This is a genomic window from Chitinivorax sp. B (assembly GCF_005503445.1).
Lineage (GTDB): Bacteria > Pseudomonadota > Gammaproteobacteria > Burkholderiales > SCOH01 > Chitinivorax.
Window position 1 is genome coordinate 40,227 of sequence record NZ_SCOH01000010.1, and the last position, 21,093, is coordinate 61,319.

A 21,093-nucleotide genomic window follows, 5' to 3' on the forward strand; every position below is an offset into this window, starting at 1 on the left:
GGTTGCCACTCCCATGCTTCCTGCCCGTTTGCCGCTACCACGCTATCGCCATTCGCTTGTTGCCAAGCTGTTGCTGTTGCTTTGCGGTGCCATTGGGTTGGTATGGAGCCTCAACGAAACCGCCGCCTATTACTATTACTATCGTGAAGCCTACCAATACGGTACCGACAAGCTAATACAACAGGCGAAAGCGATTGCTGATGCTGAAAACCGCCGTGATCGACAAGCTGAATCCAACGTCCAAACCTTGTTGACCCGGTGGCAGCAGATCCTTGCTGTACCACAGGGTGCGCCATCGAATCCGCAAAGCAAACGGCTGCTCGCCCCCGGTCAAGTGGACACACCCAATCAGTCGGTCAGTGCTGCTTACGCCTTACTGGAACAATATAGCTTAGGAGGGTTTGGCGAGTATCTGGACAGTTTCGTCATCTTGCCCGGGCAAGGTGTAATCCTGCACCCACCTACCACGGCAGGTAGTCGTTATCCGGACCAACGGCAGGCAACGCTACAGACCTTATTGCAGATACCGGAAAGCAACAGCCTACGCTGGGGACCGCCCGAATTCGACCCACAAGTCGGTTGGCACCGATCGGTGGCTGCTGTCGATGCCCAAAGTGGTGCCATAGTAGGGCTGACCTACCGCATGGATGACCTGGTGGCGACCAAGCTGATGTATGTGGAACCGGAGGCCATGCTGATTCAAAACAGTTCCGGTGCTTGGTGGCCATATTCTTCGCAAATCTTGCCACGGGATGTGGTGACACAACTGAAGCCTGCTTTACCAGATTGTACCCAACCCGCCTTGACAGAGATTGGTCAACACATTGTGGTATGCGCTCCCATCCATCGTCAGCAAAGCCAACTGCTGATGGTGTATTCCGTAGATCGACTTCGCCAGGAAATCCTGCAACCGATGACCGGCTGGCTACCGATCACACTGGCTGTTACCCTGGGTCTGGTGGGTTTGATGTATGCCATTTTGCGTCGTTATCTGTCACGTCCGCTAAAGCATTTTGTCACGGTGATTGATGGCATGGCACCCACTAATCTCAAGCCGCGTCTGCCAGAGGGGCGCGACGACGAGTTGGGCCGTATTGCACGTGCCTACAACGGCTTACTGTCCACCATTACCGCTCACTATGAAACGCTGGAAAACAGAGTCAACGAACGTACCCGGGAGTTGGATCAAGCTAAGCAACGGGCAGAAGTTGCCAACCAACGCAAGAGCGAACACATCACCAGTATCAGTCATGAAATCCGTACACCACTGAATGGCATCGTAGGTGCATTGGGTCTGTTACAACATGCTGCACTGACTACCGACCAGCACGATCTGGTAGATACGGCTATGAAGTGCTCAGGTTATTTATTGGGCATCATCAATAACTTGCTTGATTTTTCTCGAATCGAAGCTGGGCAGATGGCCTTGTCAATTGAACCGACACCACTGTTACCACTGCTGGACCAGGCCATGTTGACCATCCACCTGCGAGCCAGAGATCAAGGATTGACACTCAAAACGCTTGTCGATGCTAATGTGCCACTGGATGTACCATTGGATGCGCTTCGAGTGCGGCAAATCCTGATCAATCTGCTAGGCAATGCAGTCAAATTCACCGAAGCAGGTCATATCTATCTGCGGGTATCGGCAGACAGCGACAACCTTTACATTGTTGTAGAGGATTCCGGCCCAGGGATCCCTGTATCACACCATGCTCGGATCTTCGAGCCGTTTGTACAGGTTGCGCCACATCAGAATGGATCGGGTCTGGGACTGGCCATTGCCACCAGCCTGGCCCAACTGATGGATGGCGCCATTACCCTGGATTCTCAGCCAGGCCATGGCGCCCGCTTCACCTTCAGTTTGCCGTTGCGTCATTTGACAGCGGCCCCATTACCTTTTGCTGGCCCTGTGGCAGCCCCTGCCAACTTGCACCCACAGCTGAAAAAATGGGGGCTCGCCCCCTCCCTTTCCGCAACAGGCCCGCTGGCTGCACCGGAGCTGGTGTTCCTACCAGGCCGCCTTTGGCATAGATTGATCGGTCTGTCAGTCGATGACACCAGCGATGGTGATACCAATCTGGCACCACCCTCTCCTTGGGCACTAAAAATACTGCTAGTGGATGACGTTGCCACCAACCGCGATATCGTTGGCAAGATGTTGCAGTACTTGGGGCATGAGGTAATCGCAGTCGATAGTGGCCTTGCTGCACTCGCAGCGGGTACAACACAAGCATTCGACCTGGTGTTGATGGATGTGCGGATGCCAGACATGGATGGCTTGGAAACCACTAGACGCTGGCGCGACCCGGCTTCCGATCAGTTCGACAGCCAATGCCCAATCTTTGCACTGAGCGCAAATGCCCAACCGGGAGAGCGGGAACGAGTACGCAGTGCAGGTATGGACGAATATCTGGCCAAGCCGGTTACCATGCTACAGCTGGCTCAAGCCCTGGATCAGGCAGCGACCATGCAGCTGCGCCGAGGGATCACACCCTCAGCCAGTCAGCGCCTAAATCAGCCCATGCTCTCAGTAGCAAATGCAGCGACACATCATCGAATCATTGACGAGCTACGGATACTGTACGCATCGGTAATTCAGTGTTTTGAAGCGCAGGATACAGCCCGATTGGCAGATGCGCTGCATGCACTTAAAGGATGCGCCGGACAGGCTGGTCTGGATGAAATTTGGCAAACCACTGCTCGGCTTGAGTATGATCTGGATGAGTCTGGTTTACCAAACGACCATCGGATCAATGATCTGGGTAGCTTGATCGAACAGCAAGCTCGTTGATGGCACGCCCTCACAACAAACCCAAGCGCTGTGCCCAGCCGACCAGCTCAGTCGCATTGTGTACATCCAATTTACGCATTAGGTTCAATCGGTGGGTTTCGACTGTTTTCAGACTGATTGACAGGCACTCGGCAATGTCTTTATTGCGATTGCCTTCGGCCACCAGTTTCAAGACCTGTCGCTCACGCAAGGTCAAGGTATCCGCTTCGCGACTGCCCCGTTCTTTCTGCAGTTGATCAACAGCCAGTGATGGGTCGATAAACGACCGTCCGATCTGTACTGTCTGCAAGGCAGCCAGTAAGGTCTGCTGAGGGCTCTTCTTCAGTACATACCCATTGGCCCCTGCCTGTAAGGCTTCCTGTGCTTTATGTTCCGCCGAATTGGCCGTGATGACCACGATCAGCAATGCCGGCCAACGTTTTTTCAACTGGGTGATGATATCGATACCATCCATTCCTGGCAGACCAAGATCCAACAGAATCAAGTCTGGCAAATAATCCTGACAAGCCTTGTAGACTTGCAAGCCATCCTCCACCTGCCCAACTACTTCGTACTGCGAAAAGGGGCGCAACAGGTTTTTGATGCCTTCAATCAGCAAGGCATGATCTTCGACAATTAATACACGCATGGATGGTCTGTGCGGATTCATAAGTCATTCACTTGGAAATTTCAGGTTATCACCTGATGTAGCCGCAACTCTTGGTCGCCAATAATTCACCCCACATACAACAACCTATCGGCCTCGCATAGCATCGCGGCACGGGCAAATCATATTCACACATGCGGAATGACAACTCAATACTGATTCACCCGAGCAGGCTACTCAATCGCTTGCAACGCTCATTCATCCCTTACCAAGAAAAAGTCATGCGGTGTTTATCCCATTCTACTCGCCTGGCGACGTATACAGCGCCAGAGCATAACCTTACACATTTGGCCAATGGCATTGGCGGGACAGGTGCCGCGTTGTGGCACACCAATGGCGCACTCGTTCATCGGGACAGGCAACAACGATGAAAACAACCGCTACGCGACACAATCAAGCACTTTGCAGCCTATGTTGCTTACTGGCCACCACAACTGCCTGGTCTGGCGACCTGTTGTCCGCCTACCGCGACGCTCTGAAATACGATTCACAGCTGGCTGCCGCCCGTTACAGTATGGAAGCTGGCAAAGAAGGAGCTGTGCAAGGGCGTTCGCAATTGTTGCCACAGGTGGAAGCATCAGCTGAGGGTAGTCGCAGTTGGATACATTATGTTCCGGGAAATAATGTTCCTGGTCAGCTTGAAACCAAGGACAGTAACGGCAATAAATATGATGGTGCAATCAGTGCCCAGCAGCCTATTTTCCGTGCACAAAACCTGACGACCTATGAACAAGGCAAGTTGGGCGCGCAAGCTTCGGAGCTGCAATACCATATCGCCGAACAGCAATTGATGCTGCGTGTTGCCAAAGCTTATTTTGATGTATTGCAAGCTCGCGATGCTGTCACTGTTGCTGCATCCCAAAAAGAAGCGTTCTTCGAGCAGTTGGCACAAGCGAAGAAGCGTTTCCAAGTTGGTGTCGCGACGATTACCGATACCTATGAAGCACAATCCCGTTTTGATGCCACCAACGCACAGGAAATTGCTGCCCGTAACGATCTGGAAGTGAAGACCAATGCCCTGCGCCAACTGACGGGCACCAATCAGGATTGGATTGCGTCGCTGAACAGCAAAATGAAGCCAAGCCAGCCTGAACCAAAGGATCTGAATGTTTGGCAGGACATGGCAACCAGTGGCAACTTGGTATTGCGGGCTCAGCAATTGAACGAGCAAGTGGCAAAGTACGAAGTACAAAAAAATCGTCAGGCCCATTTGCCAACGCTGGACTTGGTTGGCCGGGTTGGCAAAACCTGGGATCAGGTCGGTGCGCGTAACGGTGGTACTGATCAAACCCGCGTAGCGTCAGTCGGTTTGCAGCTGAATGTGCCGATCTATGCCGGTGGTGTATTGGATTCAAAAGTGCGCGAAGCCGCTGCCAATTATGAAAAGACCAAGCAGGATGTATTGACCACGCGTCGTAGTGTGGAACAGGACACCAAGTCTGCTTTCCTGGGGGTCACCAGTGGTGCGGCGCAAGTTCAAGCACTGGAGCAAGCCCTGGTATCGGCACAGAGCCAATTGGATGCAACCAGGACTGGGCAACAGATTGGGGTGCGGACCAACGTGGATGTGTTGAACGCTCAGCAACAGTATTACCAAATCTATTCCAATTTGCTGCAAGCTCGATATGGCTATTTGCTGGCCAAGCTGAATCTGGCGTTCCAAGCAGGCCAATTGTCTGATACGGATCTGGCAGAGGTTAACCATCTCTTGGTCAGGCCATAAGGGACAGCCACAACAGCACAATATCCACAAAAAAATAGCAACCCGTATCACCGGGTTGCCATATTGTGCCGTTAAGGAATCAAGCGATTCACATCAAGGCTTGGGTGTGGTGTAAGTACCAGACAGATTGTAGACCGATGCTTCGTAGCCACGCACCATGAGGTAAACATCACTGGTGGTCGGTACATTCACATTGCATGTCTCGGTACTACCTGTCTTGTACGGACGGCAGTTGTATTGCGTGGTGGTGGGCGCTGCACCGATCCGGACGTAGAGATCTGCATCACCTGTACCAGTAATACTGGATTTGAAGGTGCTGCCACCCAGTGTCTTGAACGGGCCATAAGATTTGATAGCGCCTTTGGTCAGGCTGACATTCTGGTCTGAAATGGTTTTAACTTCACCGCCACCACCGCCATCCCCATCGCTACCTAATTCAACCGCATAGGCCAACCCCAGTTTGGCAAACTTCAGCGCATGCAACGCCTGATCACCCATATTGGCCAGCGTATCGTTAGTCGTGTGGATGTTCTTGTTACTACCACTGAACGATGACTCGAACGGCAGCGATGCAGGGAAACCCTGGTTGTACCAGGATGCATGATCCGAGCACCCGTAACCACAACGATCGGAACCGATACGCAAGGTAGGCAGGTAGGCCTTGATCAGGTTTTCAAGGAAAGTGTTCTGCTGGGCATCGGTATAATCGGTGAAGATGTAGATGTCTGCGTCCGACCCCTTGAAGTTGGTCATATCAAGTTGCATGACACCGACTACATTCACACCATCTGCCTTGTACCTGGCCGCAATGTCTTTCGAACCACGCAGGCCGACTTCTTCTGCGGCATAAGCCATGAAAGAGATGGTGCGTTTCGGTTTGTAGTTATTGGCCATCATCACACGAATCACTTCCGTCATGCTGGCGATACCGGATGCATCGTCATCCGCACCTGGGGCGCGGGTATTTTCACCTGTGCCATTCAAGTTGATGGAGTCCTGGTGGCCACCCAGCACCACCACTTCACTCGCCATTTGCGGGTCGGAACCCTTGATGGTCATGATCACCGACTTCTGCAGCCAGCTATGGCTGAAGGTTTCCACCGTCACGTCCGTACGTGAGCCCGCCAGTTGCTTCCATTTGTTGAGGATGTAGTTCGAGCCCTTTACGCCGCCCTGGGTCTGGTAGTAACGATTCACAATGGCTGACAGGTCGCTGATCGTGGTGTAGATCGGCGCATCCTGCATCTGATTCAGCATGGGCGTCACAATGGCTTGATTGTCGATCTTGTAGCTGGGACGAGCCGTCAAAGCCATCACTGGCGTGCTCAATGAAGCGCGGGCCTCTTCCAGTGTGTTATGTGTAATGAAGCCACCACAACGGCGCATGAACATGTGCACCATGCCACCCATCGCACCCAGCTTCTCTTCATCCACTTCGATGACATGTACGGTTTCGTGCGGGATCGTCTTCATACCGGCCATCGGTTGAAGGCTGGTAGGAACAGTACTTTTCTCGATCAGTTTGATGTCGCTGTCCACGAAGCGCTGGAAGAGTTGATAGCCATCACTACCCACGGTAACGAATACCTTTTTGGAGGCCGGTGCCGGGTCGGCAGCATAGCTCACCCCAACTAGACTCAAGCCAAGCAACGCAGCACTAATGCAACTTAGTTTCATTTATCGTTCTCCATAAAATCACAATGGCGCGACCTGTCAGGCCGCGCCATCTTTCTCCTGGCGGATCAGTCCGCCGTGTTTTTACGCTACGTTCTGATTACTGTGCCTGAGCCACGAGCGATACACCGCTGTAGGCTGTATAGGCACGAATCATGACGTAGTACGTTCCCACCTTGGGTGATGCCACTTTGACGGTTTCATTGTTACCGTTCAGGTATGGGCGGTAGTCATACGCAGTTGTTGTCGGACGCTGACCATAACGGACATAGATATCCGCATCGCCGGTACCACCGGAGATTTTGAAGGTCAGTGCGGTCATGCCTTGCTTGAAGTCAAATTTGTAATAATCCATCTTGCCGCGAGCGGCAGCCAAGCCCGTGACTGGTACGCCGTTCTTCAGCTCTTTGTCGTCGGTCGGTGGCACACCTTCGCATGACACGCCGACCACCTTGAATGCGTTCTTCACGTCATCCACGCTGTAACCGCGCCCTGTTGCAGCTTTTTGAACACCGCATGCGCCATTGCTGTAATCAGAAGTGCTGTTCCAGTACAGCATGTTGGCATCCACGAAGACTTCAAAAGCTTTGCGCACGCCCCATCCGGTCGTCTTGGCCAAGGTGTAGAACGCCTTGTTGTAGACACCACTGGAATAATGCACATCCAGGCCATCGTAGTAGTCCTTGGCATGGCCGATGGAGTTGCCGTCCTTGGTGGGGTCATCCATGTAACGCAACGCGCCGCTACCCTTGTAGATATCTGCCCCTACCAGGAAATCGTTATTGCCTCGCGAGAAGAACTCAGCTGCTTCGCCGGCGATATCGGAGAACGCTTCGTTGATACCACCTGATTGGCCGGAATACTGCAGATTCGAGTTCTGCTGTGTGAAGCCATGGCTCACTTCATGCGCAACGACATCCAGCGATACCAGCGGATGGAAGGTATTCTTACCATCGCCAAAGGCCATACCGGTACCATTCCAGAAGGCGTTCTCATAGCCATTGCCATAATGCACCCACAGATAAAGCTTACTGGTCAGTGGGCTCTTGTTGAACCACGCCTTGTACAGATCGAATACCACATTACCGAAATAGTGAGCGTCATTCAGTGGCGAGTAAGCACCGTTGATTTCTTTCACAGTATTGCGTGGGCACGCAAACTGATACGGCGTTTTGGACGAGGTGCTGGAGCCATGATTGAGGTTGACTGTCACCACGTTGCCGCTATCCATTGCGCAATTATCAGTCACCTTCAAAAAGCCATACTTATCGCCGTACTCATATTTGCCGATCTTCGCATTGCCGCCAGGGCCCGTTGCATCCTTGTGAGCCAAACCTTCCCAGAACTCAACAATGTTGCCATTCAGCGCATCCACAAAAGCATGAGGTCGACGCGGGTTACTTGAAGCCTCAAAATACGAGACCAGATAAACCAGACGTGCATTGTTGTTTTTGTCTAGGCGAATCATCAGCTCGGATTGCTCATTCTCCAGTTTGCTGACAACAGCAGTCGCTGCCTTCAACTTGAGCTGAGCCAACGCTTGTTCCGGTGTCAGAGTTGGTTTAATGGTCGGTATATCCAGCTCGATGTTCTGGATCAACTCACCGCTCATTTCTTCCGCTACCAGCGAATTAGTCGCCGATTTACGCTCTACTACCGATTGGCCCCAAATTGGCAAACCTTGGTAACGTTGCTCATAACGGGTCACCACTTTGCCATTCGGCAGTACAGCAGTTCTGACTGCTTTCAGGTCGGTGCCTGCGGCACCCAGCATTTGCTGCATCCCACCAGCAACACCTGTTGTTTTCTTAGCCTCGATCAATTTGCTTACATCGACCCGATCAGCTGCCGAGGCTGTTGCAGATAATGCGAACAACACGGCAACTGCTGCGGGACGTACTGCCCAATTGAAGGATCGCTTCATTGGTTTTCTCCAGTTTTAGCGTTGATATGAACTGCTCTCTCTCACTGCAAAAATCCCGTGGGCATTACTTAGTAACAACACATAACGCCGTCACGAGAACTTCACGGTAGCCGGCCATTCATCAGTCCGCAAGCGGAAAAATACGCTAAGTGGGTAAACCAATAATATACATTAAATGACATATGCCATTTTTCACAATTCGCGCCTGTTCATTGCCTGCAATGCGTTTGCTGTAGCGGATGTCGCAAATGGCGAAATAGCGGATATGCACAATTAGAGAAAAAATGAAAATAACAAAAATTTCGGCCTATTCACGCAATCATGCTGCACAGTAAAAGTCATTATTGCTTAATAATTGTGCAGCAAACTGGATTTCGTATAATCAGAATTAACGACAATACTTGCGCAAGCCGGTACAAAATGTCAATAGCATACCCTTGAATTCCGCCTAAGTGGCCCCAGCTTGAAGATATCCAGTCAGTAAGGCCAATGTCATGTGGGAACGAATTCGCCAATATCGGCGTAACAAGATCATCAACGAATCCGTGCTACCGGAAAGCCTGTGGCAGTCGGTGTTGATGCGCCCATTGTTCACCGGGCTGCAGCCTGACGAACGGCAGCACTTGAAAGAAAGGGTGATCTGGTTCTTGCATGAAAAAGCGGTATTTGGTGTCGGCGATTATCAATTGTCCGATCATCAGAAATTGACCATTGCCGCCCAAGCGTGCTTACCCATCATGAATCTGGATATCGACAGCTATCACGATTGGAAAACCGTGGTGGTTTACCCTACTGCATTTGTTACCCGTGACCCGGTACCAGACGCCATCGGGCTGGTACATGAAGATGCCCAGGTGCTTGCAGGTCAGGCACGCCATGATGGGCCGGTACTGCTCTCCTGGCCAGACAGTCGGGCAGCACCGGAACTGGACGGCCGTAATGTCGTGATCCATGAATTTGCCCATAAGCTGGATATGCGCAATGGTCGCGCAAACGGTTTTCCTCCGCTGCACAAAGGAATGAGCGAATCAGCCTGGACACGACATTGGAAATGCGCTTACCTGGATTTCTGCGGCCGCCTGAACACCGATGATGCCCCTGCGATCGACGATTACGCCGCCACGAATCCTGCGGAATTTTTCGCAGTACTGACCGAAGTGTTCTTTGAAACACCAGACGTCATTGCGGATACCTATCCTGCTGTTTATGACCAGTTGCAGCAGTTCTATAAGCAAAATACTCTGGCTCGCTTGCCACGACAGCTACCACCACAATGGGCAACGGGCCATTGAACGGAAACCATGATTTGGATACCGCCGATTGCCTTGTCAGAATCGTTTTCGCACGGTCACACCAGCTGCATCAATCTTCAACCCTGCAGTGACCCGTTCGCCAGCATAAGGGTTGTAGACCACATTCAACAGATTGGTGCAATTGAGTTTGCAACTGGTATTCGGTTCAGCGGTGTGACGGGTTTTCATCATCGACATGGTCGCATCGATCACCGTGTCTTTATCCACCATGAAACCCACGCCGATTCCCCACAACATCGCATCAGTCAACGGGCCAATGGTATCGAAGGCTTCCGGCCCGATCGAGCTACGGCGATATTCTCCACCCAGTCTCAACTGGAGGCGGCGTGTCACATCAACCTGTAAGCCCAATCCACCACTCCAGACACTTTTGGCCTTGAAAGGCATCTCCAACTTGCTGGCATCTGGATAACCAAATAACCGGGCCATTTGCAAGGCTGCCAGCTCGGTATCGAAATCGAAGGTCAACTTGTCCCATTTCCCCCAGTCAGTCCAGCTGGCATCTGCATTCAGTTGAATGCGTCCAAGCTTGAACTTGGTCCCGATCTGGAAATGGGCCGGGTTGGTCAATGACAGCGTAACGTTACCTTCCTCTTTCTCCGGAATTGATGTTGGCTGCGCCAAAGAAGTCAGGATGATCGGTCCAAGCGCCGAATTGCTGACACCACGGATGAATTCTCGAATGTTCGGATCATAGGTAATCTTATAGGTACCCGTCATACGCATCCGACTTTCCGTCGAATACACCATCCCCAGTGAGAACCAGTCTGTCGGTTCCCAAAGCGTACCGATGGTAATGGTCGGATCTGCCGGTACAGTCACCTGAAAGTTCAGATTGGCAATCTTGCGAAATGGGTCCATCCGCCCTTTGTTACATAACCCGAACAGCACCGTATCGATCGGGTTGCCCCCTTCGGGGCATAGGGCTTTTTGCAGTTGGCCAACCAGAGCAATCAGCTGATTGGGCGCACGAAAATCCGTATCAATAGCCACTGCATGATGTGCCAACGAAGTCGTCAAACCAAACGACCAAGCATCGTTGACCTTATAACCCATCGATGGCACGAAGTAATTGAATCGCTGCAGTACAACAGTTCGACCACCAAATCTCGCCGGTTCATCATCACCGCGCCGCGAACGATCAAAGGTGATGAATTGAGACGCGTATGGCATGAAAGCATAGGTAAAGCGCGATTCCGGATCATTGTAGGAATATCCGCTCAGTGGTGCAGGAATGAGCGGTAGATTGGGGCGCGACAAGCCACGACCCGGAATATAAATCGCATGCTGATCTGACGTACTGCGCGTACCCAATACCGGGTCTTCCTTGAAGCCAAAGATCCCTTCCCAGTTTTCCGGTGCTTCAAATTCAGCAGAGTTACGGATGCGCGCCAGTAGAATGGTCAGATCATGGTGTTTGCCTTTCAGCTTGGTGAGCGCTGCCGGGTTGTAATGCACCGCCTCAATGCCGCCAGGATCCGCCGTCACCGCATTACCCAACGACATCGCACGAATGCTGACACCAACATTTTCGCTAAGCGCCGCCCAGGATAGACTGGGCATGGCCAACAGTGCAGATGCCGCCCAAGACAGGCAGGCAGGCCCGAGTATTGCCCGCTGTCTGACACAATCCTGGCCAGCCATTTTTTCCAGCCCAGCACGGGCATGTCGCCATCGCGATGCAATCGAGCACAGAGACATGAGCTGATGCCCCGATCAGAAGCTGAGTGGCAGATTGAGACCCATCTGGAAATCGGGTGACTCGTTGGTCATCCCAATCCCTACGTTGAAACCCAGCGTATATTTTGGATCCAGCCGCCAGGACAAACCAAAATTAAGCGTGCCAGAGGTTTCCATATCCAGCTTGATCGAGGTGCCATCATTGAAAGTCAGCACGGATTCCTTGTTCCACGACAAGGAAGTAGACACATTCAAGGCCACATCGTAAGACAGTGCGTAACCAAAGCCTGCACCAAAAGAGATTGAATTGCCCGGCTTGACCGCGGTGATACGACGGTTTTCATTCCCGCGAACCTGATTCAGCCCAGTCTTCTTGAAACTCATGCCATAACCAAACGAACCATACAGCACCACAGGGTCGATAACTTTCGACACATTGCCGCTGAATGAGGCCCCCCAGGTGCCACTACCGGTGGACAGTTCCTTACCCGCCACAATTTCATATGGACTGATCCCGGTCGGCATACGCAGTGAGCCATTCAGGGTCAACGATGGCCAGCGCCTGGACACCTCCAGCGGCTGCCAACGCACACTGGCGCTCATGTCACCCAGCCCAAATGCCCAACGCTTCAAGCCTTGTGAAGAGTCATATTTGTATACCAATGGCAGCGAGGTACCCACGGTCAGATTGTTCCGCAGGCCATAATCCATGGTGATGGTGTTGGTGACGGTATGCGTGGCATCCCGTTCGATCTGGAAACGAGTCAACGTAACCTGATTCTGTGCATTGCTACCCAAGGCGTAGTCGATACGATCAGCGCTGATGTAGCTGTAATTCACGTCATAGCTGAAGTCAAAAGCACCCTTTTTCAGCAGGGTGTAATTCTTCTCGGTTTTCTGCAAAACCTCTTCGGCCAATTGCTTGTTGTCGACATCACCTTCCTGCTTGGCCAGAGCTTGTCTGGCTGCATCCGATGAATCCTTGGCAGGTGCCGCCGAACCAACTTTGGGGGTAACCGTCGGCACTACTGGTTTCACCTCGGTTACCACGGCCTGTGGCGCAGATACCGGTGCAGGCAGAGGTTCTGCCACGACGGACACTGCTTCACCACCTTTAGCCACGGTAGCTGCCACTTGAGCTGCCGGTAACTCATGAACTGGCTTGGCTTTTTTGCTCCCACCAGGTTCCTGTACCGCATTGACACCAAGTGGCATCCGCTTGACCGTTACCGATTCAACCAGATCGGCAGCCATGACCACCCCTTGCATTCCCCCCAACAGCGCCACAATCAGCGCAATGCCATTCTTTTTCACTGATAACGCCCCACATCTTGTCATTTCGGTGACCGCACATAGCGGCACACCCCGGTCGTCTTCATACGCCGTGAACATGTGGATTGTCATGATCAAGCCGCAAATTGCAGCTTGCCATGGCCCACTCCTCTCTTCTTTGGTTTCTCAGCGACATTGGCTGAAAATAATTATGTTTCAATAACAATCAATTAAAAAAAGATTAAATATAAATAGTTTGGCGATATGACAAATTATTTTTCCATATTACCTTATATCCAGCTTATTTTGATTTGTAATAAGTGGTGCCACCCGCTGCCTTATCCAACTTCTGATCCATGGGTACATTGAAAGCTGGCAATCTCGCCAGCACTGCGCCACGTACACGGTCTTCATCCATATAGCGCAAATCGTTGTCTGTTAATTCCAGTCGGTTTTCTATCTCTGCTCCATCTTTGGAATAAATCAAAAACAAAACATTTCCATCCCACAGATTGGAAAATTCCCTAGCTGTAAAGCTGATCTTACCCATAGCTGGGTCGGCAAGGAAAACATGCCCATCTCTCACTTCACGGAATACGACAAAATGCTTGAAACCTGCATATTGAATACCAACAATCGCAGGTTGACGTAAATCCATCAAATCTGTCAGTTCAGCCTTGAAACCAGCACTTTTATAGCCAAGTGATGCAACATAGCGCTTCATATCCAACAATGAAAAACCACGCCGCTGCACGATCTTGTCCTTTTCACCATGCTTCAGCATGCCTTCCATGACATCGACTTCCTGCAGATTTTCACTAAGGAAATAATTCAATACGGTAGTCAGTGCTGCCGAACCGCAGCTATAGTCATAAGCCTGATGCACCAAGCCACCATATTTGAATTCTGACAATGGTTTGATTTCAAGCAATTCTGTATTGTTTTTCCCAGTAAGCGTTCTGACTTCAATGACTCCTGCAGGAGAATCCTTGATTTCGGTGAGCCCTATATTAGCTGCAGCAAACATGGCCATTACCAATGTCATGAACATTTTCACCTCTTTAATTGCCTGCATCTCAGGCCAGATATTACCGATTTTCAGCTTTTTTTCAACATATTTCACCTAAAATTACAGCATAAATATAAAAACATTACATAATGTATGTTTTTCATAAAAACATATAAAATATATAATTTTTTAATTCTATTTTAGATACATACAATCTGCGATCAAAAAAAATCCATCGCAGACGTACTGCGATGGATTTGATCAACAGATCTGAACTGATTTCAGATTAGTTATGGCCCCAGATGGCAACTTTGGTACCCGCCATATCGATGCCCTTCATTTCCAGGCCACCCATGGATGCACCACCGCCAACCTTGATCGAGCCAACGCGAACGTTTGCAATGGTGCGCGGCATTTCAATCACGATTGCCTGAGTAGTAGCAGATACGTCGGCGTTGACGGTGCCGTTAGCGGCTGCGGCTGCGCCCAGGAAGTCCGAGTAAGTAATGGTTTGCGCTGCAGAACCTCCCAGCGGCGTAGCTTGGAAGGTTGCTTGTTGTAGCTCTTTTACGTCAATACGCAAGGGGGACAGGAAGATCACCGGGTTCTTGTATTCAACACCACCTGTGGTTGCAAATGCAGCCAAAGGGCCAACATAGCTGCTACGCACCTGAGTGTCACCACTACCGATGGCGATATCGCCAAAGGTCAACTGGTTACCATCATCGATCCAACTCACTTCATCGATATGGGCGCGGATGGTCAAGGCGACGCTAACACCTTCCTGACCGGTTTGAGCGCTGAGCACTTCATCATCAACGGCTGTCATGCCAGCAAATGCAGGCACGGAAGCCAGCGCAAGTGCTGCGGCGATCAGAGACTTCTTCATAGTTCACTCCTCGTTTATCAGACTAGTAGAGACTGCTTAAACCGCTCTTGGATTTCTACCCCTCTAACGGTGCACCAGTGGTCTTTGCAATTGATTTTTTTATGATTTGCGATCATCGTTTAGTGCACAAACTCTAGATTAGAGCTTTCACTCTTTAGTGTCAACATCGTTCAATAAAAAAAATACGTACTTCGACATGCATGCAGATCACCCCATGAAGAATTAAACTCAAGTTATTGTTTTATATAAAGTTAACATTGTTCGCAAATGCGAAATCCACATATACCTCTGGGGTACATTACCTTCATGCTTGCTTCGAACCTTGAACTTGTATGATCAGACCCTGGCATGCCACGATCACAGATTGCGAATTGATCCGCGCAGCCTTGTTCATCACTGACTAAATATTAAATTCCACATCCGGACGTTCGAATTGAAATGATTCAAAACCGAATGTCCTATTGCTTTTCACCCCCCCAAGAAAAAAGGCAACCATCAGGCTGCCTTTTTTATTACCTACTCAGCCTGAGGCATCCCCCCAAGCTGAAGAATTAGAGTGAAATTACATCATCACACAGTGGTGACCGGGATTTTGCCGATTTTGGCTTGCCATTCCGCCGGGCCAGTCTTGTGTACCGACGTACCTGCACTATCAACAGCCACCGTAACGGGCATGTCGACAACGTCAAACTCATAAATCGCTTCCATCCCCAAGTCGTCAAATGCAACTACACGTGAACCCTTGATCGCCTTTGAAACCAAGTATGCTGCGCCACCCACTGCCATCAGGTAAACCGCCTTGTTATCACGAATTGCATCAATGGCAACCGGGCCACGCTCAGCCTTGCCCACCATCCCCAGTAAACCTGTTTGTTCCAGCATCTGGCGAGTAAACTTGTCCATGCGGGTAGCAGTCGTCGGGCCTGCTGGGCCGACAACTTCCTCTCGTACCGGATCAACTGGGCCAACGTAATAGATGAACCGGTTGGTGAAATCGACAGGTAGTTTTTCGCCTTGGTTCAGCATGTCGACCATACGCTTGTGCGCAGCGTCGCGGCCAGTCAATAACTTGCCGTTCAACAACAGAATTTCGCCTGGCTGCCAGCTTGCCACCTCAGCCGGTGTAACCTTATTCAGATCAACTCGGCGTGCTTGTTCAGAAGGTGACCAGGATACGGCCGGCCAGTCTTCCAGTTTAGGAGGTGTCAACTTAGCAGGACCCGATCCATCCAATACGAAATCCACGTGACGGGTCGCTGCGCAGTTGGGAATCATCGCAATCGGCAACGATGCAGCGTGAGTCGGATAATCCAGAATCTTGACATCCAGCACTGTGGTCAGGCCACCCAGGCCCTGTGCACCGATACCCAGCGCATTGACCTTTTCATACAACTCGATGCGCAGCGCTTCCACCCGGTTCTGTGGGCCGCGTGCGATCAGATCCTGAATATCGATGTGATCCATCAATGATTCCTTGGCCAGCAACATGGCCTTCTCTGCCGTGCCACCGATACCAATGCCAAGCATTCCCGGTGGACACCAGCCTGCACCCATCAGTGGCACAGTCTTCAATACCCAGTCCACAATACTGTCGGACGGGTTGAGCATGGCAAACTTGGATTTGTTCTCGGAACCACCACCCTTGGCGGCGATCTTGACTTCGATCTTGTCGCCAGGAACCAGATCAAAATGCACGACGGCAGGGGTATTGTCTCGAGTATTCTTACGGCTGCCAGCCGGGTCCATCAGTACTGATGCGCGCAGCTTGTTATCTGGGTCATTATAGGCACGACGTACACCTTCATTGACCATCTCCTGAATGGACATGGTACAGGACTCCCACTTCACATCCATGCCTACCTTGATGAAGGCACAGACGATACCAGTATCCTGACAGATTGGGCGATGGCCCTCCGCACACATGCGGGAATTGGTCAGAATCTGTGCGATGGCATCCTTCGCTGCCGGTGAAGCTTCACGCTCGTAAGCCTCGCCCAAAGCCTGGATGTAATCTATCGGATGATAGTAGGAGATGAACTGCAGGCTATCGTAAATGCTGTCGATGAAATCTTGCTGACGAATGACGGTCATGTGCTGCCTCGGTAAATACAAGGAAGGAAAAGACCAGAAGTCTAGCAGATTCGTACCTATGCAAGAACGACGAACGGGCCGACTTGGCCCGTCGCAGCATCATGAATCGCCATGATTCATTACTGGGCTTTGGTGGCCAACTCCTTCGGCTTACCCCCTGCTTTGGCATACCATTTTTCAGCCAGTGCCATATCCTTGCTCACCATTTTCCCTTGCTCATGGATTTGCGCAAGGGCCAACATGGCACCACGATGCCCGCCTTCAGCGGCACGGTTCAACAGCTTCAAGGCAGAATCCAGCTGACCAGCACCCAAGATCAGTTTGCTCAATTGGTATTGAGCCTCAGCATCACCTAGTGTTGCCGCTTTACCAAAATATTCGCCAGCCTTGGCACCATCTGGCTTGATCGCTGGAATCCGACCATCAAGGTAGAACTGCCCCATCATCCGCAATGCTTCGGCATCATTGGCCGCCGCTGCTTTTTGAATCAATTCGACCGCTTTATCCGCATTTGCCGCCACCCCTTGTCCCAACAGATACAGCATGGCCAGATTCTTCGTGGATTTGACATCGCCCTGTGACGCAGACTGCTCCCATTCTTTGAATGCTGTCCCATAATCCTTGCCTCGGTATGCATTCAGGCCTTTTTCATAATCAGCTTGCACAAGACCCGAAGTCAATATCGCAATCAATGCCATTAAGTAACGACTCTGCTTCACATCCATTCCTTCTCGAGTAGTGATCAAGCCGCTTGGCTGGGCTTTTCAGAAAAGATAGAGCAAAGATTCTAGATAGCACACCATTCGGTGTCAACGCGCCGTTTACGGTTGCAAGGAAGCAAGTGAAGCAAGGCGATTCAATAAATGCACTAATGTATGTCAATCATCCGAGCTTAATTCAAACCGACTACTTGCCTTTTGCCTTGGTAGGCGGTCGACGTTCCAGCTCACTGAACACTTCGTGATTGATGCGTTCGATGACCCCATTTTTTTCCAGTCGTCGCATCACTTCAGTCAACTGGGGAATTAACGCCTCATGCTTCTTATGAACGTAATGAAAAACCGGGAAACTGGCCAACGCTGGCATCAACTGGGTGATATCCGTCATGCCTTTTTGTTGCTGCATCGCCACGCCAGACAAGCGATTGACCAGCACCAGATCTGAGCGTCCTAATTCCAGCTTATCAAATGCTTGGCTAAGTGTAGGTACAGGCTCAATCTTCATGCCAACCGTATTGGCCTCAACAATCTTGATGCCTTTCACAAACCCCAGTCGGTAGGGCCGCAGGCTTTCCCATCCATTTAACTGGAAAGGCGTACATTTGCAGAAAGCCACAATCTCATAACGCATCAACATGACCGGGATGATTCGTAGATTGGCATACTGCTGCTCCATCCCCAGCTTGCGGTAAAGCTCACCATCCGTGCTGCCAACATTGGCACTCACCAATGAACGCTCACCAGGCATTTTGATGACGTTAAGCGTAATCCCGAGTTCAGCATAAGCCTCGGTCAAAATCCTGGTTGCAACCGTCGTGGCAGGATCTGGCTCAAGCAGCGTCGACACCTCCATGACTTGACTGGCAAAGCTCCGCCATGGAATGACCCAGATACCAATCAGCATGAAACAACACGCCCACCTCGTCATTGGTACACCTGACGGAATGACACCGAATCCCCGGCGGCCGGGGAACGCAAGCACAATGTGCCCTGTTGATTGATCCACCTCGGCGCTCAGGTTCTGCTGATCTGATATCACCTACCGGACCACGGCTGACATGAACCCAAGTATCAGTTCAGCCTGCCAACATTAGCAGTATAGATAAGACGCATACGAATATGCCGTGGCAAGCGAGAATACAGTGAAGCAAGGCAAGCGGCAGCAGAGCAAAGGGTATGGCTGGTGCTGAGACTGGGTATTGGTCACGGTTACCAGCAGCTCAGCCAGTACACCACTTAACCCACATCTGGCGATATGCGGCCTCGACAGCCCGGGTAAATCCAGACCCGTCAAATAGTGGCGAACTGGCCGCCTGAGTCGGCAACGTTGCTCGCAATTCCGACAAATGATGCAGATCACCGGCGAGCTTAATAGCAATTTCAGCAGCCTGCTCGGTATTCGCGCCAACCCACTCCGGGTGGCCAATGGCATTCAGATTATGGAATGAAGCTCGGGTAGTAGGGTGCAACCCAGTGAGCGAGACAACCGGTACACCCATCCGAACCGACATGGCCGTTGTCGTAGACCCAGTATAGGGGAATGTGTCCAGCTGGATATCAACCTCCTGATGCAATACCAGAAAAGCCTGCAGACCACGGGCTCGCTCCAGCCGAATGCGACAGTCATCAATGCCTGCATCGGCCAGTTTGCCCAATAGCCTGTCAACTTGCGGTGTGCGACGACCATCGGTTGGCAAAACTGTCAGCATCAGCTGGCTATTGGGGACACGGTTCAATACGGCAGCCCAGAATTGGATGCTGATATCGCTCATTTTGGCAAGGCGGTTGAAAACGGCAAAGGTGATATGGCCATTTCGCAGAGCGGGTAACGGCCCCGCTACCGGGTAATCTTCATCTTGAGTGAGGACGCTGGTCACACGTGGTAAACGCCACAGCGCTTCTGTATGAAAGCACTCGGTTGTCCCTAGTGGATCCAGACTTGCATCGGTCAGGCGATAATCAATACGTGTCAAACCGGTGGTGGTGGGCATCCCCCCCCAACTGACCTGAATGGGGGCCGGTTTGCGAGCAAATACTGGCAATCGATGTCCACTGGTATGTACTGAACAATCCACCAGGATATCGATACGATCATCAACAATTAGCGCCGCCAACTGACTGTCGCTCATGGCCTCCACATCTCGCCACACATCGGCCAATTGCATGAACTGTCGAGTGGTGTCATCAATGCCACGTTTGGTGTAGTAACAAACAATATCGAACTGAGCGTGATCATGTCCACGAAACAGCGGTAACGCCCATTGTGCAAAAGCATGCAGGCAAAAATCACCGGAGACGTAACCAATGCGCAGTTTCCTGCCTGTCTGCTTATCCAGTATTTCATAACTTGGCGCCTGATGACGCAATTCCAGCAATTGACCATAGTGGCGATGCAGCTCGAAGCTGGCTTGTGGTGTCACCACGTCCATATAGGTACTGTGAAAACAATAGTGGGAGAGTATGTCCAGATTGTCCGGTTCTTGCGCCAAGGCTTGCTCATATGCTGCCACTGACGCCACATAGTCACCCATTGAAGCCAGCAGAACAGCCTTTCGACCTAGCATGGCAGCCGTAGGTACCCGCTGCAGGATCTGGTCGAGTGCAACATAGGCAGCATGAAAATCACGACGATCATTAAAGATCGCATAGCGCACTTCCTGTGCATTCAAATTGTTTTTGTCGATTTCCAACGCATTGCCGGTCGCCTTCAACGCGGCTTCATTCTGACCTGCCGAGCGGTAAACCTTGGCCAGCGCCACATGCCATTCAGCATCGCTACGCTTGCCTGGAATGGCTTTTTCAAATGCAGCCATTCCCTTTTTTATGTCTCCGGCGCTACAAAAAGCCACCCCCAATGCCCGGAACAAATCCTGATCCTTCGTAAGCATTTTGGCCGCCAGTTGCAGGTAACGAATCGCCTCTTTCCATCGCTTGAACAAAATCAGCAACAGCCCCAGATCTCTGGCAACGGCAGGGTGATCAGGCAAAACAAGCCAAGCATGATTGAACCATGTCAGTGCCTGCTCAAACGCACCTTGTGAATAATAAACCCGCCCCTTTTCCAGCATGGCGGCCCCCTGCTCAGGGGACTGCATCAAGGCTTCATCCAGAAACTGATGGGCAGTGCGATACTTGTGCATCCGATGCGCCACCACCGCCATGAAGTAGGAGCACATTGGATCCTGTGGCGCCAAGGTATGTGCCTTGGTGGCCAGCACGGCCGCTTCTGCCACGCGGCGCTCGGCCAGCGCTGTCTGAACCTGAGTAAATAGAGTGGTGAGCTGTGTCATGACATTCAAGGCCCCGATAGCGATCTTATGCATACCTGAATGGCCCCATCCCAATATGAACAACATTGG

Annotated in this window: 14 protein-coding genes; 3 read left to right on the top strand and 11 right to left on the bottom strand. The window is 51.3% G+C overall.

What is annotated here, in order from left to right; genetic code table 11:
- Window positions 1-13: 13 nt before the first annotated feature.
- Complete coding sequence (locus tag FFS57_RS08245) at window positions 14-2,794, top strand: two component system sensor kinase (RefSeq protein ID WP_137937305.1); 2,781 nt, start codon at window positions 14-16, stop codon at window positions 2,792-2,794.
- Between the two features lie 10 nt (window positions 2,795-2,804).
- On the opposite strand, the gene FFS57_RS08250 is transcribed toward FFS57_RS08245, so the two are convergent.
- Entirely contained in the window at window positions 2,805-3,443 is a 639-nt protein-coding gene (locus FFS57_RS08250) for a two component system response regulator (protein WP_137937306.1), read from the bottom strand.
- 364 nt (window positions 3,444-3,807) lie between these two features.
- On the opposite strand from FFS57_RS08250, the gene FFS57_RS08255 reads away from it, so the two are divergent.
- Window positions 3,808-5,163 (top strand): TolC family outer membrane protein, encoded by a 1,356-nt coding sequence (locus FFS57_RS08255; RefSeq protein WP_137937307.1) that lies wholly within the window; start codon window positions 3,808-3,810, stop codon window positions 5,161-5,163.
- 93 nt (window positions 5,164-5,256) lie between these two features.
- Here FFS57_RS08255 and FFS57_RS08260 read toward each other — a convergent pair whose 3' ends face one another.
- Both FFS57_RS08260 and FFS57_RS08265 read right to left on the bottom strand, forming a co-directional pair.
- Window positions 5,257-6,840 (bottom strand): M20/M25/M40 family metallo-hydrolase, encoded by a 1,584-nt coding sequence (locus tag FFS57_RS08260; protein ID WP_137937308.1) that lies wholly within the window; start codon window positions 6,838-6,840, stop codon window positions 5,257-5,259.
- A gap of 97 nt (window positions 6,841-6,937) precedes the next feature.
- On the bottom strand, window positions 6,938-8,761 hold the full coding sequence (locus FFS57_RS08265; RefSeq protein ID WP_137937309.1) for a M4 family metallopeptidase: 1,824 nt from the start codon (window positions 8,759-8,761) through the stop codon (window positions 6,938-6,940).
- Window positions 8,762-9,255: 494 nt separating this feature from the next.
- Here FFS57_RS08265 and FFS57_RS08270 point away from each other — a divergent pair, with 494 nt between their 5' ends.
- A complete protein-coding gene (locus FFS57_RS08270; protein WP_137937310.1) occupies window positions 9,256-10,053 on the top strand; it encodes a M90 family metallopeptidase in 798 nt (265 codons plus the stop codon).
- A 36-nt stretch (window positions 10,054-10,089) separates the two neighbouring features.
- Here the strand turns inward: FFS57_RS08270 and FFS57_RS08275 are convergent, their stop codons facing one another.
- The 8 genes from FFS57_RS08275 to FFS57_RS08310 form a co-directional block, all read right to left on the bottom strand.
- On the bottom strand, window positions 10,090-11,775 hold the full coding sequence (locus tag FFS57_RS08275) for an OmpP1/FadL family transporter (RefSeq protein ID WP_137937311.1): 1,686 nt from the start codon (window positions 11,773-11,775) through the stop codon (window positions 10,090-10,092).
- Window positions 11,776-11,790: 15 nt separating this feature from the next.
- Window positions 11,791-13,146: a transporter gene (locus tag FFS57_RS08280; protein ID WP_137937312.1), complete on the bottom strand. Its 1,356-nt coding sequence runs from the start codon at window positions 13,144-13,146 to the stop codon at window positions 11,791-11,793.
- A 181-nt stretch (window positions 13,147-13,327) separates the two neighbouring features.
- Window positions 13,328-14,149, bottom strand: a complete 822-nt coding sequence (locus tag FFS57_RS08285; RefSeq protein ID WP_249383943.1) for a C39 family peptidase — start codon at window positions 14,147-14,149, stop codon at window positions 13,328-13,330.
- 172 nt (window positions 14,150-14,321) lie between these two features.
- Window positions 14,322-14,924: a DUF6160 family protein gene (locus tag FFS57_RS08290; protein WP_137937313.1), complete on the bottom strand. Its 603-nt coding sequence runs from the start codon at window positions 14,922-14,924 to the stop codon at window positions 14,322-14,324.
- Window positions 14,925-15,494: 570 nt separating this feature from the next.
- Entirely contained in the window at window positions 15,495-17,015 is a 1,521-nt protein-coding gene (locus FFS57_RS08295) for a fumarate hydratase (protein ID WP_137937314.1), read from the bottom strand.
- A gap of 119 nt (window positions 17,016-17,134) precedes the next feature.
- Entirely contained in the window at window positions 17,135-17,740 is a 606-nt protein-coding gene (locus FFS57_RS08300; RefSeq protein WP_137937315.1) for a tetratricopeptide repeat protein, read from the bottom strand.
- A 181-nt stretch (window positions 17,741-17,921) separates the two neighbouring features.
- Entirely contained in the window at window positions 17,922-18,638 is a 717-nt protein-coding gene (locus FFS57_RS08305; protein WP_171013752.1) for a substrate-binding periplasmic protein, read from the bottom strand.
- Window positions 18,639-18,954: 316 nt separating this feature from the next.
- A complete protein-coding gene (locus tag FFS57_RS08310; protein ID WP_171013754.1) occupies window positions 18,955-21,057 on the bottom strand; it encodes an O-linked N-acetylglucosamine transferase, SPINDLY family protein in 2,103 nt (700 codons plus the stop codon).
- Window positions 21,058-21,093: the final 36 nt, after the last annotated feature.

Excerpts from the sequence above, each read along its gene's own strand:
- FFS57_RS08245 (WP_137937305.1), top strand. The coding sequence starts at position 14 with ATGCTTCCTGCCCGTTTGCCGCTACCACGCTATCGCCATTCGCTTGTT.
- FFS57_RS08250 (WP_137937306.1), bottom strand. The coding sequence starts at position 3,443 with ATGAATCCGCACAGACCATCCATGCGTGTATTAATTGTCGAAGATCAT.
- FFS57_RS08255 (WP_137937307.1), top strand. The coding sequence starts at position 3,808 with ATGAAAACAACCGCTACGCGACACAATCAAGCACTTTGCAGCCTATGT.
- FFS57_RS08260 (WP_137937308.1), bottom strand. The coding sequence starts at position 6,840 with ATGAAACTAAGTTGCATTAGTGCTGCGTTGCTTGGCTTGAGTCTAGTT.
- FFS57_RS08265 (WP_137937309.1), bottom strand. The coding sequence starts at position 8,761 with ATGAAGCGATCCTTCAATTGGGCAGTACGTCCCGCAGCAGTTGCCGTG.
- FFS57_RS08270 (WP_137937310.1), top strand. The coding sequence starts at position 9,256 with ATGTGGGAACGAATTCGCCAATATCGGCGTAACAAGATCATCAACGAA.
- FFS57_RS08275 (WP_137937311.1), bottom strand. The coding sequence starts at position 11,775 with ATGTCTCTGTGCTCGATTGCATCGCGATGGCGACATGCCCGTGCTGGG.
- FFS57_RS08280 (WP_137937312.1), bottom strand. The coding sequence starts at position 13,146 with ATGTTCACGGCGTATGAAGACGACCGGGGTGTGCCGCTATGTGCGGTC.
- FFS57_RS08290 (WP_137937313.1), bottom strand. The coding sequence starts at position 14,924 with ATGAAGAAGTCTCTGATCGCCGCAGCACTTGCGCTGGCTTCCGTGCCT.
- FFS57_RS08295 (WP_137937314.1), bottom strand. The coding sequence starts at position 17,015 with ATGACCGTCATTCGTCAGCAAGATTTCATCGACAGCATTTACGATAGC.
- FFS57_RS08300 (WP_137937315.1), bottom strand. The coding sequence starts at position 17,740 with ATGGATGTGAAGCAGAGTCGTTACTTAATGGCATTGATTGCGATATTG.
- FFS57_RS08305 (WP_171013752.1), bottom strand. The coding sequence starts at position 18,638 with ATGCTGATTGGTATCTGGGTCATTCCATGGCGGAGCTTTGCCAGTCAA.
- FFS57_RS08310 (WP_171013754.1), bottom strand. The coding sequence starts at position 21,057 with ATGCATAAGATCGCTATCGGGGCCTTGAATGTCATGACACAGCTCACC.